The organism is Spirosoma oryzae, assembly GCF_003002825.1.
Classification (GTDB): domain Bacteria; phylum Bacteroidota; class Bacteroidia; order Cytophagales; family Spirosomataceae; genus Spirosoma; species Spirosoma oryzae.
On sequence record NZ_PVTE01000036.1, the window covers coordinates 15,686 to 31,479 of the forward strand.

A 15,794-nucleotide genomic window follows, 5' to 3' on the forward strand; every position below is an offset into this window, starting at 1 on the left:
GAGCCCACTCGTTGGCTCTTTTGAAGGCAGTCTTTCCAATACGGTTCAGTATCTTCACCAGAAGGTTGCTTCGGATTGGGTAGGTGAACGAAGAATGAATTGTAATCGGTTACGGTAGCCGAATTACTGATATGTACTCATCGGATGAAGAAACGAAGTATTATTGTGGTAGGTGCATCGGCCGGTGGTATTGTGGCCTTCCAACAGCTCATGGGCGGCTTACTGCCAGATCTGGACGCAGCCATTTTCATCGTCTGGCACATGGCTCCCACTGTTCGTGGCGTATTACCCCAGCTATTGAGCCGATTTACCACTATTCCAGCCGCTCACGCCTACGACAACGAGCCTGTTCAGACCAATCGCATCTACGTAGCGCCCCCCGATCACCATATGCTGGTTGAAAACGGCCACATCCGCATCACCCACGGCCCCAAGGAAAACCGCTTCCGGCCCGCCATCGATCCGCTGTTTCGATCAGCCGCCTACGCCTACGGCAACCGGGTCATGGGCGTACTTTTATCCGGCGCGCTCGACGACGGAACGGCGGGCCTTTGGGCCATTAAGCACTATGGTGGGCTGGCTCTGGTGCAGGACCCCCAGGAAGCCCTGGTATCGGACATGCCTGAGAATGCCATTCGTCAGGTAGCCATCGATTATGTGCTTCCCGTAGCCCAGCTAGCGACGCAACTGGTCCGGTTAGCCGGCGAAGACGTTTCAGAAACGCCACCGGTTTCTATGGAAGAGAATGAAAAAACAAAAACAGAAATTCGTATTGCCGCCGACGAGACGGCATTGGGGTTGAACCTGTCCGAGTATGGTCAACCGAGTCGCTACGTGTGTCCGGAGTGCCACGGCGTACTGACACAAATTAAGGAAGGTCCGCTGGCCCGCTTCCGCTGCCATACCGGCCATGCCTACTCGGCCGATACACTGCTGGCCGCCATAACGGAGCAAATCGAGGATAACCTCTACGGAGCTGTCCGCGGGATAGACGAAAGTGTAATTTTACTCAACCGGTTGGGCGATCAACTGGCCGACGCCAATCAGCCGAAGCAGGCCGGTCTTTATTTCCAGAAAGCCCAGGAGGCCCTCCAGCGGGGAGAACTCATTCGGCAGGCCATTCGTGCGCACGAGCCATTGAGTCTTGACAGTATCCAGCATCAGGCGACCGATACAGCCGGTACCGAATGGCTTTAGGAATTTCGTACTCCCAGTACCCCACCCAAAATCAGCCTAGCAGAATCCAGTGAGTAAGAAAAAAACAGCCTCAAAAAAAATCGACAATACCGTTCCGGGTCAGACTCTGATCGTCGGCATCGGCTGCTCAGCGGGTGGTGTGGAAGCACTGACCCAGTTTTTTGAGTCCGTTACCGCCGACTCCGGCCTAGCATACGTCGTTATTTTACACCTCTCCCCTGATTATGACAGCCAGCTCACCCAGATCCTGCAGAGCGTAGCCAGCATTCCCGTTATCAGGGTGGAGGAACGGGTAACCGTCGTCGCCAATCATGTGTATGTAGTACCGCCTGATAAGCACCTGCAAATGGCGGATGGGGACATCCTCGTCTTACCCAATGCACGCATCGAAGACCGGCGGGCGCCGGTGGATATTTTCTTTCGCACTCTGGCCGAGTCCCACGGGGCCCAGGCCGTAGGGGTGATCCTGTCGGGAACGGGCGCCAACGGTTCCATGGGTCTCAAGCGGATCAAGGAAGAAGGTGGGGCGGCTTTTGTGCAGAGTCCCCGCGAGGCTGCCTTCAACGAAATGCCGCGCCATGCCATTGCCACCGGGCTGGTGGACGACATTCTGCCCGTGGCCCAGATTCCCGGCCGGCTGCTGGCCTACGCCCAGAATCGGGATACCGTCGTTATCAGCCTGGAGCCCCGGCAAGATGTAGAAAACCAGCAGCAGGCCCTGCGCGACGTGTTTGCCCTACTACGCCAGCGCACCGGCCACGACTTTTCCAATTACAAACGTCCCACGCTGCTGCGTCGCCTGGAGCGCCGGATCAACGTCCGTAATCTACCGGGGCTGCCCGAGTACGTAGTCTTTCTGCGGGAGCACCCCGATGAAACCCAATCGCTGCTGAACGATCTGCTAATCTCGGTTACTAACTTTTTTCGCGATAGACCCGTCTTTACCACCCTGGAGCAGCAGGTGATCCCACTGCTGACCCACGAAAAAAAGGGGGACAATACCCTGCGCATCTGGGTGGCTGGCTGTGCAACGGGTGAAGAAGCCTACTCGCTGGCCATGCTGTGCGCCGAACGCACTATGGATGTGCTGGATGCACCCCGCGTGCAGATTTTCGCCACCGACATTGATCAGACTGCCATTGCCATCGCGCGCGAAGGGCTGTACACCATCAATGATGCCGCCGACGTATCGCCTGAGCGCCTGCGTCGCTTTTTTACCCTCGAAGGCGAGCAGTACCGCATCCGCCGGGAAATTCGGGAGATGGTCCTGTTTGCGTACCACAATGTGCTCAAAGACCCGCCTTTTTCCCGGCTGAACTTGGTGAGCTGCCGAAATCTGCTCATCTACCTGAACCAGACCGCGCAGCAGCGGGTGCTGGAAACCATCCATTTTGCCCTGAATCCCGGCGGTTACCTGTTGCTGGGATTGTCTGAAACCACCGACGGCACCAGCGATCTGTTTGCGCCGGTGAATCGGGAACAGCACCTGTTCCAAAGTCGCTCCGTACCGACACGCTCTTTTCCTGTTCCCGAATCAAGTGCGTTGCTAGCCTCCCAGCGCGAAACCGCACCCGAACCAGCCCCCAGGGTGGACGAGCGCCCAAACGCACGCCTGAGTTACGGGGAGTTGCACCAGCGGCTACTGGAACAGTATGCCCCTCCGTCGATTATTGTCAATGACGAATACGATATTCTGCACGTATCGGAACGGGCAGGGCGCTACCTTCAGATTGGCGGGGGCGAGCCGTCCAAAAATCTGTTGAAACTCATCCGGCCCGAATTGCGGCTGGAACTGCGCACGGCGTTCTACCAGGCCAACCAGCAACAAATGAATGTCGCGGTACGCCAGCTCAAACTTCGACTGGACAATCAAATTCAGACGTTGACTATCCACGTGCGTCCGGTTACTGGTGAGGGCGATTCCGCGCGCGGGTTTATACTGGTCCTCTTTGAACCCACGCCCGAGGAGGACGTCGAACCAGACCGGGTGCTTACCTCAGTTGAACCCGTTGCCCATCACCTGGAGGAAGAATTGATTCGGGCCAAAGCGCAGTTACGGTCGGCCAATGAGCACCATGAACTACAGGCCGAAGAACTCAAAGCGACCAACGAAGAGCTACAGGCCATCAACGAGGAACTGCGTTCGTCGGCTGAAGAGCTGGAAACCAGCAAGGAGGAGCTTCAGTCCATCAATGAAGAGCTGACGACGGTTAATCAGGAGCTGAAAGTTAAAGTGGAAGAAATTTCACTGGTGGGCGACAACCTGCAAAACCTGATTAACTCGACTGATATGGCCACCCTGTTTCTGGACCGCAGTTTACGGGTGAATCTGTTTACGCCGGCCACGCGGGAAATCTTCAACCTGATCCCCACGGATTTTGGGCGGCCACTGACCGACATTACCAACCGATTAGTCGATACCCACCTGCTAGGGGATACGGAACAGGTGCTGGCGACACTTCAGCCGGTGGAACGGGAAGTGAGAACCATCGACAGGCAAGTGTATCTGATGCGCGTGCTGCCTTACCGAACGACCGACGACCGCATCAATGGCATTGTGCTGACCTTCGTCGACATCACCCAGCGCAAGGCCGCTGAAGAAGCCAACTATTTCTTGGCTTCTATCATCGAATCATCGCAGGACTCAGTCATTACGCTCAATTTTGAGGGTGTTATCACCAGTTGGAACAAAGCGTCCGAAACCCTGTATGGCTATTCGGCCGCCGAAGCCATTGGGCAGTCGCTCGGGATGCTGACGCTGCCCCAGGACCTGAGTGAATTATTGAATCTGGCTGAAAAAATCAAACAGTCGCAGCGCGTTGAAACGCACGAAACCGTTCGAATCACGAAAGATGGTCAGAAACTGACGCTGGAAGTCGTGCTCTCACCGGTGAAAGATCTGCAGGGGCAGGTTATCGGCGTGTCGAGTGTAGCCCGCGACATTACCGAGCGCAAGGCCGCCGAAGCAGCCCTGCGCGAGTCGGAAAAACGGTTCCGGCTCACCATCGAAGCCGCCCGGATGGGCACCTGGGATTGGAATCTGGCAACTGATGAGGTAATCTGGAACGAGCAGCACTTCCGACTGTTTGGTATGGAACCCCAGCCTGATCCCGTCAGCCCAAGCGTATACTTTGATCACGTGCATCCCAATGACCGGGACCGGATTGCTCGCCAGTTGCAGGAGGCCATTGCCAGTCAGGGTGTGTTTGATGCGGAGTTCTGCGCCGTGCTGGACGATGGCTCGCAACGGTGGATGAGCGGTTACGGGCGGGTAGTAGAGGAAATCGACGGTAGCGCAGCCCACATGAGTGGCGTAATGTTCGACATTGACAAGCGTAAACGGGCTGAAGAAGCCCTGCGGGAATCGGACCAGCGGAAAGATGAGTTTCTGGCCATGCTCGCCCACGAACTGCGCAATCCGCTGGCCCCCGTCCGTAACATCCTGCAAACGCTGGGCCTGAGCGCCGGCCAGAACGAGACCATGAGCGCGGCCATCGCCATGATGAATCGACAGGTCGATCACCTGGTTCGGCTGGTCGATGACCTACTGGATGTGAGCCGGATCAACCGGGGAAAGATTACTTTACGGCTGGAACCGCTCGATCTGAACACCCTACTACAAGAGACCGTGGTGGTCATGCAGTCCCTCTTTAAGCAGCGCCGGATTGAGTTATCGGTTTCCGCATCGAATGAGCCGATCTATCTGCAGGGCGATTCCACCCGACTGATGCAGGTTATCAACAATTTACTGACTAACGGTACCCGCTATACTCCCGAAGGCGGTCACGTTTGGGTCAAGCTAGACCAGGTAAACCAGGGGGCGGACGTAATGGCCCGTCTGCGGGTCAGCGATAACGGTATCGGCCTGGCGAATGATCAGTTGGAGCGTATTTTCGAGCTGTTTGCACAAGTCGATAATTCACCCGCCCGTTCGCAGGGTGGGTTGGGCCTGGGCCTGACCTTAGTGAAACGACTGGCTGAACTGCACGGGGGGCGGGTGGAAGCCCGGAGCCCAGGACTAGGACAAGGAAGCGAGTTCGTGGTTTACCTGCCCGTTTTAACCGGCATCAACGAGCACACGGACGCCCAGCCGGTTCCTGCTGATTTGGCCATAGCTAAACCTCGTATCCTGGTCGTGGATGATAATCAGGACGCGGCCGATTCGTTCGCCATGCTACTGGAATTAAGCGGCTATACCGTTGATGTATGTTACAGCGGTGAGCAGGCGATAGCGGCTGCCGAGCAAGGGCAACCGGAGGTGGTGCTGCTCGACATCGGAATGCCCGGCCTGAATGGCTATGAAACGGCCCGTCTGATTCGGCAACAGAGCTGGGGCCGAAACCTGATCCTGATCGCCCTGACCGGCTACGGACAGGCTGACGACAAACGGCTGAGTCAGGAAGCTGGTTTCGACGGGCACCTGGTCAAACCGGTAGACCTGGAGACGCTAACCCGGTTGCTGACTTCAATTGTTCCGCCGGAAGACCGTTCGGCAATCTGATCCGCATCGCCACTCACTTGGTTTAATTCAATTATGACTAGCTCAACTCGTAATTTCTATCTGCAACGCAACCACTTAGCCGACTACCTGACTGCGCATCAGGGAAGCATTCTACATTCCTGGCGGATGACAGGCATCCCGGATGAAGCCCTTCAGGAGCGTGCCCATTTGTCCGGTGGGGAACTAGCCGATTTACTGCCTCCCTTGCTGACTTTTTTTGCGCGAGGCATTGCGGGGGAGAGTCAGGAACGTGATCTGGTGGACAGCGTCTGTCAACACCAGATTCACCGCTGGCAGCGCGGTTATCCCCTGGGGCATTTGTTGACGGAGTTAGATAACTTTTACACCGCTCTGGATACCGAAATCCAGGCTTTCCTGAAGGCGTATCCCCGAACGCGTCCTGATATTATTGCACTGGCCTATAGCCAGCTACGTCAACTGGTGAAACTAGTCAATGCAGGCGTGGTCCTGCCGGTCGATCAGTTGGAACAAACGAGGGCAGACGGACAGGTGAAAACCTTTCAAGCCGCGCTCGACAAGCTCCAGCAGAAGAACAGCCTACGCGTGGATCAGCTGCGTCAGGTCGCCCACGACATGCGCAATTGCCTGGGAATCATTACCACGGTAGCCAGCATGTTACAAGACGTGCTTACGGACGGTAATCAGCTAAAATGTCAGGACATGATAAGCCGGAATGGACTGGCGGCCCACCAGCTGTTTGAAAAGCTAGTGACAGACTTGCAGGCGGAGTAAGTCTGTTATGAACAAAGTTTAGCCTGGGGGTGGGGTAACGGTATGCCACCAGTATTCCCGCAGCGACTTCATGCACAGCAGCCACTGAGCATGACTGGCAGGTTTGGCAATGTAGGAGTTGGCACCCAGATCGTAGCACCGCTTGATATCCGGCTGTCTGGCTGACTGGGATAACAGGGTAATGGGGATCAGGCGGTAAGGGGAATCGTTGCTTTTAACCCGTTCGATAATGCGGAATCCGTCTTCAGCGAGCGGAAGATATAAATCCAGTAAGATTAACCGGGGTAAGGACTGACTGGCATCCAGGCAGTGGCGAAGCTGACTGAATGCTGATTCACCGGTCGACGCAATAAACAAATCTACCTCCGGTATACAATCGTGCAGCACAGTCCCGATCAAATCGCACTGATCGGGACTGTCGTCGATCAAGAGAATTTTAGCCCTCTGAGTAGTTCGCCGGTTTTGGGCCGGCGATCGGTTGAAATCATCCATGAATTGGTTGCTTTCAGACGGGCGTATTGACAACTTTTTTTACTGCCTTAGCAACCCACCCGCTGAAGAATGGTAATCAGCTATCTTATCAGCCAGCTTACGTCGTTTTTGCGCTGCACGGCGATCAGCAACTAACGAAAGATTATGGGGGCGACCAACACGCCTTTTCTACCCATCGAATTGTCAGTTATTCTTCTCGGCAAGCTGTGGCGGAATACCGAAACTATACGGAATTAGTCGCGCCACCATCATCGGTAAGCTGACGATGATATACTTCGAAAACGGCCTGTTTATATTGATGCAGCAAGCGGTTAAACTGCTGACAGGATAAGTCCGGGTTTGTCAGGTGAGCGTAGGGTTCCGTAAAGGCCCCTGACTCCGGCAGCGTTTCACGAAGCGGGTCCCAGCAAGACCGTTCCTGGATTGACATGGACTTTTTAGGGTGGTTGTTTTTAGCTGCTTCAGGAACTGTCTGTGAGTCAGAAAATAATTGATGAAAGCGCGCAGTTGCCTTCCTGATGCGACCTGAATCAGCTGATTTGTCGTTTGTTTGACCCATCGGTTCTCGTAGATACTTCTGAAGAAACTCCTTTTTGTTGTCCCGGTAGGAGGCAATCGCGCCCAGCTTGTACAGGCCCAGAATGTAAAGCCAGGCCAAGTCCAGCTGATACCGTAGAAATCCGGCCCGGGCACTGCTTGGATATAGATGATGGTTATTGTGCCACTCGCCCGAAAAAAGACCGGGTCTGATCTGGTTCAGCGATAGGTTTCGCCGGTCGAAATCCACGCCGTCGACGTGTTTTTGCTGCCCTTTTCCGTGCCCGGTGTAGTTGAAAGCCCGTACCAGAACGAGCCAGAAGAATGCCCCGCTGAATAAGGCGCAGGCCAGACCATGACCACCAATCAGAAAAAAGGCCGTGTACCAGAACGACCAGTTCAGTATCCACAAGCCGACGGTATACACCGGAGAAGCAATCGAGCCCCACTTCTGGTAGTCTTTATAGGAGTTGATCCACACCCCGGTATGACGTAAAAAACCGGCGGCCTTCGTATAGTCGGCTTCCGACAAATCTTTGGCAATGCTCTGGTGGTTTACGTCCGACAGCATGCAATACAGTAAACCCGCCTGAGCATTGTACGGGTCGCCCGGCTGATCCGATTTGGCGTGGTGGACGTGGTGCGAAACCACGTAAATCTCTTCCGGGAAAGTGCGTAATACCAGATTCTGCGTGATAAAGCGCCAAACCGGGTGGCTGAAGGTATACGACCTGTGTGTACTGTATCGATGAAACCAAATAGTGCCCTGCGTGCTCATAATAACCATACTGTAAAGTACGAGCAGCCCCAGCAAGGGTAACGAAAAGTACTTGAACGTAAACACCAACAGGAAAGGAACCATGCAGGCGGCCATCAGCCAGCTAATGGCCGATATCCAGTTCTTTCGGGTTGCCAGAACATTAATGCGGGAAAACGCTTCGGTGAAGAGCTGCTTTTTAGTGGGAATAACCAAGTTGCCAGCTTGGTCGATCCAACCATAAGCGGGTTGCTGGAGCACGTTGTCAATAAAAGCCATTCGTCGAGCGGATTAAACAGATTTCGGGCAAACGTTGGCCAGGAAATGGGCTGTGGTGTCGCGAACATTTGTGACACTACTAGCCGCCCGAGCGGGACAGGTCACAACCGTTCGCGACACCGATAAACCCGTTTCAGACCATGACAGCATTGTCGTACCCGTTGCGGTTATATACATCCCAAAGTTCAGTTGTAGGCCGGCTGCATCCTATGACCGTAAACCCGGTAGCAACGATATTCGTCAACTATTCGACTGACCAATGTCAACCTTGCTCCTGACGCGTACCAGAACGTTAGTGTTTAAGCCGGGTAAGCCGGTCGATATCCAGCAGGGTAATCTGACTGCCTGACAGTTTAATCATCCCTTCGGCGCGCAGATCACTGAGCACCCGGATAACTGTTTCCATCGATGCCCCAACCAGTTGCGCCCAGTTCTCCCGCGACAATGTCATGAATGGGGCTGACCTGACGTCCTGCCCGAGTGGCGTGATTACCAGGTCGTCTGGAAGAGAATAGAATTTTCGGTAAACGAGTAGCAGGGCCTCCACTACCCGTTTGCGAACGGGCTGGTAGGCCAGCTTGAGCAGGCGCTCGTCGCGCTGCCTTACGTCGCTCGCCAGCAGGCGCATGAAGTAAGCGCCAATATCGGCGTGACTGGTTAATAACGTCAGCAGTTCAGCCTGGGGGATTAAACAGATCTCCGCGTTATGCAGCACTTCAGCGGATTCCGTACAGGGAACGTCTGATAATAATCCGGGCAGGCCCACAAAATCACCCGCACCGGACAATGCCGTGATAACCACATTGGCAGACGCATCCGTTTTGACGTGCTTTACCTGTCCACTCCGGATATAATATAGGTTCGCCGGGGTATCGCCCTCCGCGTAGAGTATCTGTTTTTTGCTGTAGCGAAGGGTCGAATAAGGACATCCATCTACCTGGTGCAGGGCGTTCAGGAAGTCAGCCAGTCCGGGTTGCTCGACGGGCTGGTTCATCTGCTCGACTTTTTTGAGCCGAAGTTCAACGGCCGCCAGCAGGTCAATATTGTCGATGGGCTTGGTCAGATAATCATCGGCCCCCAGGTTCATACCGTTGCGTAAATGTTCGGGGGCAACTTTAGCCGTCAGAAAAATAAAGGGAGTCCGGGCCGTATTAGGGTCTTTGGCCAGGATGTGCAGGACGCCGTACCCATCCAGTTCGGGCATCATGATGTCACACAGAATCAGATCGGGCCCGACCGAGCGGGCAAGCGCAACCCCCTGCCGGCCGTCGCTGGCCTGCACGACCCGGTATTGGGCCAGTTTCAGTATCTCCGTGATGTTTTCGCGAACCTCCTTTTTGTCTTCAATGACCAGAATTGTCTTCATACCCGCTCACTCGCTAACGGTAGCTTGACCATAAAGGTTGTTCCCTGTTCCAGTTGACTCGTGAAGGTAATAGAGCCTCCCAGCAGTTCAGTGTACCGTTTTGCCAGGTACAGCCCCAGGCCCGCTCCCTGAATATGAATAGCATTACGGGCGCGAAAGAAATTGGCAAACAGCTTGTCTTTATCCGACTCGGGAATCCCGATTCCCTGATCGGTTACAGTGAAAACGACCTGCCCGTTCTGAATGGCACTGCTCAACTGAATGTCGGTGTCGTCGGCGGAGTACATGCTGGCGTTGGTCAGCAGATTTAGCAGAACACGTTGGAGAAGCTGCTTATCCAGTTGCAGCCCAAGCAGCCCCGTTTGTGGGTGGTAGTGAAATCGCTGCCGGGGTTTGGCGATGGCTTGTGCTTCTGTAATCACTTCCTGACAAAGGGCGGTGAGGTCCAGCGCTTGGGGGGTAGTGTGCAACGCATATTGATCGACCTGGCTGATCGCCAGAAAGTCATTGAGCAACGTCGTCAGGCTGTTGACAGCGGTCTTGATCCGTTGAACGTGACGCTCCCGATGATCGCTTTCGGCCAGACTGCTGTAGCGGCTGATGAGCGACGCCGAAGACAGGATAGTCATCATTGGCGTGCGGAACTCGTGGGAGGCCAGCGTAATAAAGTTTGATTTCAACTCGTTCAACCTCCGCTCTTGCACCAACAACCGATCTTGTTCCGCTTCCAGCTGATGACGCTGAGCCACCACGGTCTGCGCTTCCCCCAGGGCCGACCGCACCCGGTTAAGTTCCTGTCGGCAATCGGCTACCTGCTGAAGTAGATTCTGGTTCGTCTGTTTGAGCTGATTCAGGTAGCGATTAGTTTCGTGGCCCTGGTCAGGCTGTTCGGAAGGCAGGTCGATCATCGTTTTCGTTGATAGAGGAATTCGTTTGATGAGGCATTACCAATAACCCGGGCGCATTCGCCTGTTTGGTTACAGAAGAAGGCTCAACGTTGCCCAGACTGACTCTGGGCGGGCGAAGCAATTCCTGCCGCGCAAAAGCGATCATTTATCGAGGTCTGACGTATGACGCCGGTCAACTTCGGTTATGATGCCGGTTTGGTTTGACGCGCCGGATTTATAGTGCTGCTGCGTCTGACCACGAATCAGAGCGATGAGCAGTTCCCGTACTGCGTCAGTCGAATCGTGCCGCTGAATTGCTTCCAACAGGTTCGCTTGCTGCTGGTGTTCATAGGCTGATAAGGGACGGTACGTAACGTCCTGTACCAACATCAGCACGCCATCGCCCGACTTCAAGCAAAACTGATCGTACAGCCTGACATCCCCATCTAATCCAGCCGCTTCCACGCACACACTAGGCTGGCCTGAGTGAACGACTCTGATTAACAGTGTCAGCATCCTTAGGCGAGCACCATCAGGGTAGAGGGTTGTCAGCGGCAGACTCGTCAGGTCTTCCAAAGGAAAGTTGATTATGGCCTGCTGCATAGGGTTGATCAGTTGATAGTGAAAGTCAACAATCTGACCCATTGCGTTGCGAACCGCCTGTAATAGAGCTACTCCAGTTGAGGCCGCATCGATCAAAATTCGAACAGGTTCTGAACGTAACCAGTCGGGCGAAAAAAAATCGTTCTGGACATTATCCGGCATGGTCTGCTGGGCAATCGTAGTAGATTATTTGGTTAAGAAACACAAAAAACATTTGTCCGATATGAATGGTAGTTTTTTAGTTGCCGCTAAGTAAATACAAAAATCAGGTAAGGCCAATCGTATGATACTGATTGAGTTAGACACTTATAAAAATTAGCGAAATACAGCCGCGCCACGGTGGTGTCATATTGGACGTTTCCAAACCGTACTTTCTCACAAGGATACTAGTGCTCCGGCGCCCGGCGAAGCCGGGGCTTGCGCTTACGTTGATGCATTTGATGGGGCCGGGCCGGTCAAACAATTCAACGATGCATGAGGACGGGTGAGGTCCTCCCGAAAAGTGTTCCGCTCAACGATTGAGGATCGGACGTTCATTTGGTCTTCTTTCGATTTCCATTCCGGCCTCATCTGGCGTCAGTCCGCCCAGTGAACTATAAAGTCGAAAGGCAGTATATGCCTATCGCCAAGCCTCAAAAGATGGCCTGCCATGCGGGGGGGGGCTTGTAACTATCACTCAGGTAGCAGCGTCCGAGGGCGGCCTGGCGTAAGCCCGCATGCCCGGAAACGACTCAAATCACTATTTCATTTAGGCGCGATGGCAGCTATTCGAGTGAAAGGCGAATTGCAGGATTACTACCAGCGCAAAGAGGGTAAGCACAAAATGCTTGTTCTCAACGCGGTTCGCAATAAACTCATCCACCGGACGTAGGCGGTGGTGGCTCGGGGTGAAAAATAGGCCAAAACTATGTGTTACCACTTGCCTAAACCATAGAAATCAGCCCGTTGAAAGGCCCATTGTGCCTGCTGTCAGTCGTCCGTGGTATGAATCGGAACGCCGAAGCGACTGCGGGGCTGAATGGCCCTCAGGCCTTCGAGTCGCATCAGACGTCGTAGTTGATGACGGGCTACTTCATAGCCCTGTTCTCGCAGTTCAGTCAGTAAGCGCCGGCTGCCGTACCTACGGCGGTGGTCAACAAAACTAGCAACGACTGCCTGACGAAGTTTTTCTTTCTCTTCCGCCAAGCGGTGGCTTTTACCAGGCTGACAAGCATTGTGTTGTGGCTTGCTCATGATATAGTAAGTTAAGCAACTCAACTGTCCGTCAAACCCGGACCATCTCAGATTTCCTGGCGCCCTTGGAGAAGATGCTGACCGCCTTTTTTAAGATATCTCGTTCAGGATCAGCTTCTTTCAATTTCTTTTGCAGTCGCCTGATCAGTTGCTGCTCCTGAGTCAGTCTGCTGGCAGTAGTGGTGAGTTGGACAGGGCTTTTATGAGTCTGCCGCCATTTAGTAATCCGACTAGAGTCGATGCCAAGTTCGTAGGCAGCCTCCTGTACAGAGCCTTTTGCATAGGACAGCTCGACGGCCATTTTTCTAAACGTCTCGTCAAACACACACGGTCCGCCGTTGCGGTCTTTTTTTCATGGGTACTTTCGGGTTTGCCCCAAATGTGCCTAAAAACCGTCTCCAGTCAAATGTAGAAAGTCCACACCGACGAGCAGGACGCCGAAGGTTTTACCGCAACGAGTACTCATCGGGGACTGACTATTGAGCTGGCCCATATCCTAACTAGTGGCCGCGTTGACTACAAAACGAACAAGTACAGCTTCACCCTGACACCTTTCGCTTATCAGGAAGGCACAACCGGCTACGAGTTAGCGTTGACAGCTAAGAACGCTCAGCCCAAAGCACTTACATGGGTAAGCCTAGGGGCCGCAAGCCAAAGGCGTAACAACACCTCCTCAGTCGTTATTACATCGTAATTGCTTGGATCAACCTGTAGTGAAGTGGTTTATGCCATTTTTTGAACGCTCGTTCAGAAAACGCCAGCGTGATCTGCTCTGCAAAAAATATGAAAATTAGGTTCACTATGTTTCAAGCTACACAATAAGAGGCTTGTCCTGCCGTTTTATATCTGTTACGCTTCAGCAGCCTCACTCGGTCACGGGTGAGGCTTTTTTTGTTGCTGCTGGTAATCCCATAATTTTTTAACCAATTCTGGTTCGTGGAACATGTTTCACAGTTACCCGATGAACGTATCGACAGTAGAGACAAACAATCACTTTTTCAAACTATGTCCCTAGTTACTCTTGATAATCAATTATCAGGAGTAACCCTATCTTTGTCAAAACGACTCTATTTCGGGGTCAGCTTGATAAGCAAATAGTACTCATTTCCCTTTCCCATGAAGCGACCCGCTACTGAGCCAAACGTCTTAGCCATCGTTACCGCCCGAGAGCAGAGCTTGTCGTTACGCATCGACGAGCAACTCCACGGGGAAGCCCGCGAATATCTGCGGGCCGGCTTGCAGGGCTCGGCCAATTCGCAACGGGCCTTTGCCACCGATGTCCGCCAGTATGCCGACTGGTGTGAGCAGAACGGTTATGAGCCAACACCGCTGTCAGCCGTGGCGCTGGTCGAGTACGTCACCTTCCTCGGACGCACCCGCTCGTTCTTCACGGTTCAACGCCACCTGGCTAGCCTGGCTAAGCTGCACCGGCAACACGGCTTGCCCTCGCCGACCACCGACGAGCAGTTCAAAGTCTTTATGAAAGGCTTTAAGCTCAAGAAGACCGTGCGGCAAAAGCAGGCCCCTGACTTTTCGGTCAAGCAGTTGCGGCAGGCAATTGACAGCATACCACCCACGCCGACGGGCCTACGCAACCGAGCCATTCTGCTGCTGGGCTTCACGGGGGCATTCCGACGCAGCGAATTGGCCAGCCTCGACGTCACCAACATCCTCATCGATGAGGCCGGCCTAGTCATCCGGTTGGACCGATCCAAAACCAATCAATTCGGGGAGGTCGAAGAAAAGGCGGTAGCCTACGCCAGTGAACCCGAGTATTGTCCCATCGGGGCCCTGCAGCAGTGGATAGCCGTGATTGATCGGGAGCAGGGGCCTTTGTTTGTGCGAATTCGGAAAGGGGAACGGGTCACTCAGGAGCGGCTGTCGGATGAGTGGGTGAACGTGCTAGTGCAACAGCATCTGGGAGAGTCGTTTACCGCCCACTCGCTACGGGCCAGTTTTGTGACTGTGGCTAAAGCTAACGGAGCGGACGATCTGGAGGTGATGAACCAGACCAAGCACCGCACCACCGTCATGATCCAGCGCTATGATCGACGGCGCAACATTCGCAAGCACAATGCCTCAGGTAAGCTAGGGCTTTAACAACCGCTTCGGCTTGTGACCAAACCAGGCCAGTGCCGCCTTCACTTTCTGGTCATTAGCCAGCGTTTCGAAATCATCGCCACCGATCACCTCAATGTCGGGCCGCACAACATCGGTATAGACTTTGCCCCTTCGGTCAGCGTCATAATCGACCGCCAGGTTCAGACCCGCTGATGCATTAATGGAGAAGCCCTGATTAGCCGTCGTGTAGCCTGCGCTTGGCTCGCCAATCAAGACCGTGTTTTTTCGGCCCACCGTTGCGATGGCCACCACTTCACCCGAACTGGCCGTTTGGCCGCTGATCAGCACGGCTAGCGGCACACCAGCGGGGATGCCCACTGGCTGATCGACCACCGTGGAGACTTGCTGGCTGTCTAGATAGATGTTTTTCCCTTTTAGAATCCATGCTCCGTCGGGCTGCTGGTGTTGATTAACAAACTGACCCACCTGGCCCTCGCCTAGCAGGTCGGCTAGTCCCGCCAACATCTGGTACATGCTACCCCCAGTGTTGACCCGCAGATCCAAAATCCACTTCTTGATCTTTACCGTGTTCACCGATCGTAACGCATTCCGGATCGCCTGCGTATCGGCATTAGTGTTCTTGCCATTGAAATCCCGGTTACCCGGTAGCATGATGTAGCCCACGTCCTCTCCGATGGTTAGCACCCGTACATTGGGATAAGCATTGATGGCTTGACGCACCGCTTGATTAGTGTAAGCAGGTCTTTGGGGCTTCCAGGCGTAGGTTTTACCCTGGAGCAGCAGGGCGCCATGATGGTCACCTAGTTGTTGAAACAGGTAGGGAAAGACACTGGCCACCTCCTGGTAAGATTTGGCGGTAGCCGCTCGTCGATAGACTTGTTCTCTAAGCCTGGTCCAGTCGATGGTGTCCCGACTGATGGCATTAGTCTGGAGAATGGTAAAACTTTTTTCAAGCATCAGTCTCAGGCTATCTGGCAGGGCCGGGGACCGATCTTGGGCTTGGCTGGTAAGGGTAGCGTAACAAAGCAGTAGTGTCAGCAGGATCTTCATGGGGGAAAGATAGTAGCCCACACTCGAATCTCATTAGGCGAGTATGTATGAGCCATC

At 54.1% G+C, this 15,794-nt stretch carries 12 protein-coding genes and 1 pseudogene; 5 read left to right on the forward strand and 8 right to left on the reverse strand.

Annotated elements, in window-relative coordinates; all coding sequences use genetic code 11:
• Window positions 1-144 precede the first annotated feature (144 nt).
• From CLV58_RS25320 to CLV58_RS25330, 3 genes are read left to right on the forward strand one after another with little or no spacing between them, the layout of a single operon-like run.
• Window positions 145-1,197 (forward strand): chemotaxis protein CheB, encoded by a 1,053-nt coding sequence (locus tag CLV58_RS25320; protein ID WP_106140634.1) that lies wholly within the window; start codon window positions 145-147, stop codon window positions 1,195-1,197.
• A 49-nt stretch (window positions 1,198-1,246) separates the two neighbouring features.
• Window positions 1,247-5,698 (forward strand): CheR family methyltransferase, encoded by a 4,452-nt coding sequence (locus CLV58_RS25325; RefSeq protein WP_106140635.1) that lies wholly within the window; start codon window positions 1,247-1,249, stop codon window positions 5,696-5,698.
• A 33-nt stretch (window positions 5,699-5,731) separates the two neighbouring features.
• Window positions 5,732-6,451 carry a histidine kinase gene (locus CLV58_RS25330; protein ID WP_146141544.1) on the forward strand — a complete coding sequence of 240 codons (720 nt, stop codon included), beginning with the start codon at window positions 5,732-5,734 and terminating at the stop codon, window positions 6,449-6,451.
• 18 nt (window positions 6,452-6,469) lie between these two features.
• On the opposite strand, the gene CLV58_RS25335 is transcribed toward CLV58_RS25330, so the two are convergent.
• The 5 genes from CLV58_RS25335 to CLV58_RS25355 all read right to left on the reverse strand — a co-directional run bounded on the left by CLV58_RS25335 (window position 6,470) and on the right by CLV58_RS25355 (window position 11,372).
• Window positions 6,470-6,943, reverse strand: coding sequence for a response regulator (locus CLV58_RS25335; protein ID WP_106140637.1), 474 nt, complete (start codon window positions 6,941-6,943; stop codon window positions 6,470-6,472).
• A gap of 223 nt (window positions 6,944-7,166) precedes the next feature.
• On the reverse strand, window positions 7,167-8,516 hold the full coding sequence (locus CLV58_RS25340) for a fatty acid desaturase (RefSeq protein ID WP_106140638.1): 1,350 nt from the start codon (window positions 8,514-8,516) through the stop codon (window positions 7,167-7,169).
• 292 nt (window positions 8,517-8,808) lie between these two features.
• Complete coding sequence (locus tag CLV58_RS25345) at window positions 8,809-9,882, reverse strand: response regulator (protein ID WP_106140639.1); 1,074 nt, start codon at window positions 9,880-9,882, stop codon at window positions 8,809-8,811.
• The gene (locus tag CLV58_RS25350; protein ID WP_106140640.1) at window positions 9,879-10,790 is read right to left on the reverse strand and encodes a sensor histidine kinase; all 912 of its coding nucleotides are present in this window, start codon (window positions 10,788-10,790) and stop codon (window positions 9,879-9,881) included. Before CLV58_RS25350 ends, CLV58_RS25345 begins: the two co-directional genes overlap by 4 nt.
• Before the next feature lie 141 nt (window positions 10,791-10,931).
• Complete coding sequence (locus CLV58_RS25355) at window positions 10,932-11,372, reverse strand: hypothetical protein (RefSeq protein WP_146141545.1); 441 nt, start codon at window positions 11,370-11,372, stop codon at window positions 10,932-10,934.
• A gap of 649 nt (window positions 11,373-12,021) precedes the next feature.
• Between CLV58_RS25355 and CLV58_RS28885 the strand changes: the two are divergent.
• Window positions 12,022-12,114, forward strand: a pseudogene (locus CLV58_RS28885) (hypothetical protein); the annotation flags it as partial.
• A 227-nt stretch (window positions 12,115-12,341) separates the two neighbouring features.
• Here the strand turns inward: CLV58_RS28885 and CLV58_RS25365 are convergent.
• A complete protein-coding gene (locus CLV58_RS25365; protein ID WP_106140642.1) occupies window positions 12,342-12,605 on the reverse strand; it encodes an IS3 family transposase in 264 nt (87 codons plus the stop codon).
• Window positions 12,606-12,636: 31 nt separating this feature from the next.
• On the reverse strand, window positions 12,637-12,930 hold the full coding sequence (locus CLV58_RS29040; protein WP_146141546.1) for a transposase: 294 nt from the start codon (window positions 12,928-12,930) through the stop codon (window positions 12,637-12,639).
• A gap of 791 nt (window positions 12,931-13,721) precedes the next feature.
• On the opposite strand from CLV58_RS29040, the gene CLV58_RS25375 reads away from it, so the two are divergent.
• Window positions 13,722-14,705, forward strand: a complete 984-nt coding sequence (locus CLV58_RS25375) for a tyrosine-type recombinase/integrase (protein WP_106140644.1) — start codon at window positions 13,722-13,724, stop codon at window positions 14,703-14,705.
• Here the strand turns inward: CLV58_RS25375 and CLV58_RS25380 are convergent.
• Window positions 14,694-15,644: a S41 family peptidase gene (locus CLV58_RS25380; protein WP_170108802.1), complete on the reverse strand. Its 951-nt coding sequence runs from the start codon at window positions 15,642-15,644 to the stop codon at window positions 14,694-14,696. The genes CLV58_RS25375 and CLV58_RS25380 overlap by 12 nt on opposite strands.
• Window positions 15,645-15,794: the final 150 nt, after the last annotated feature.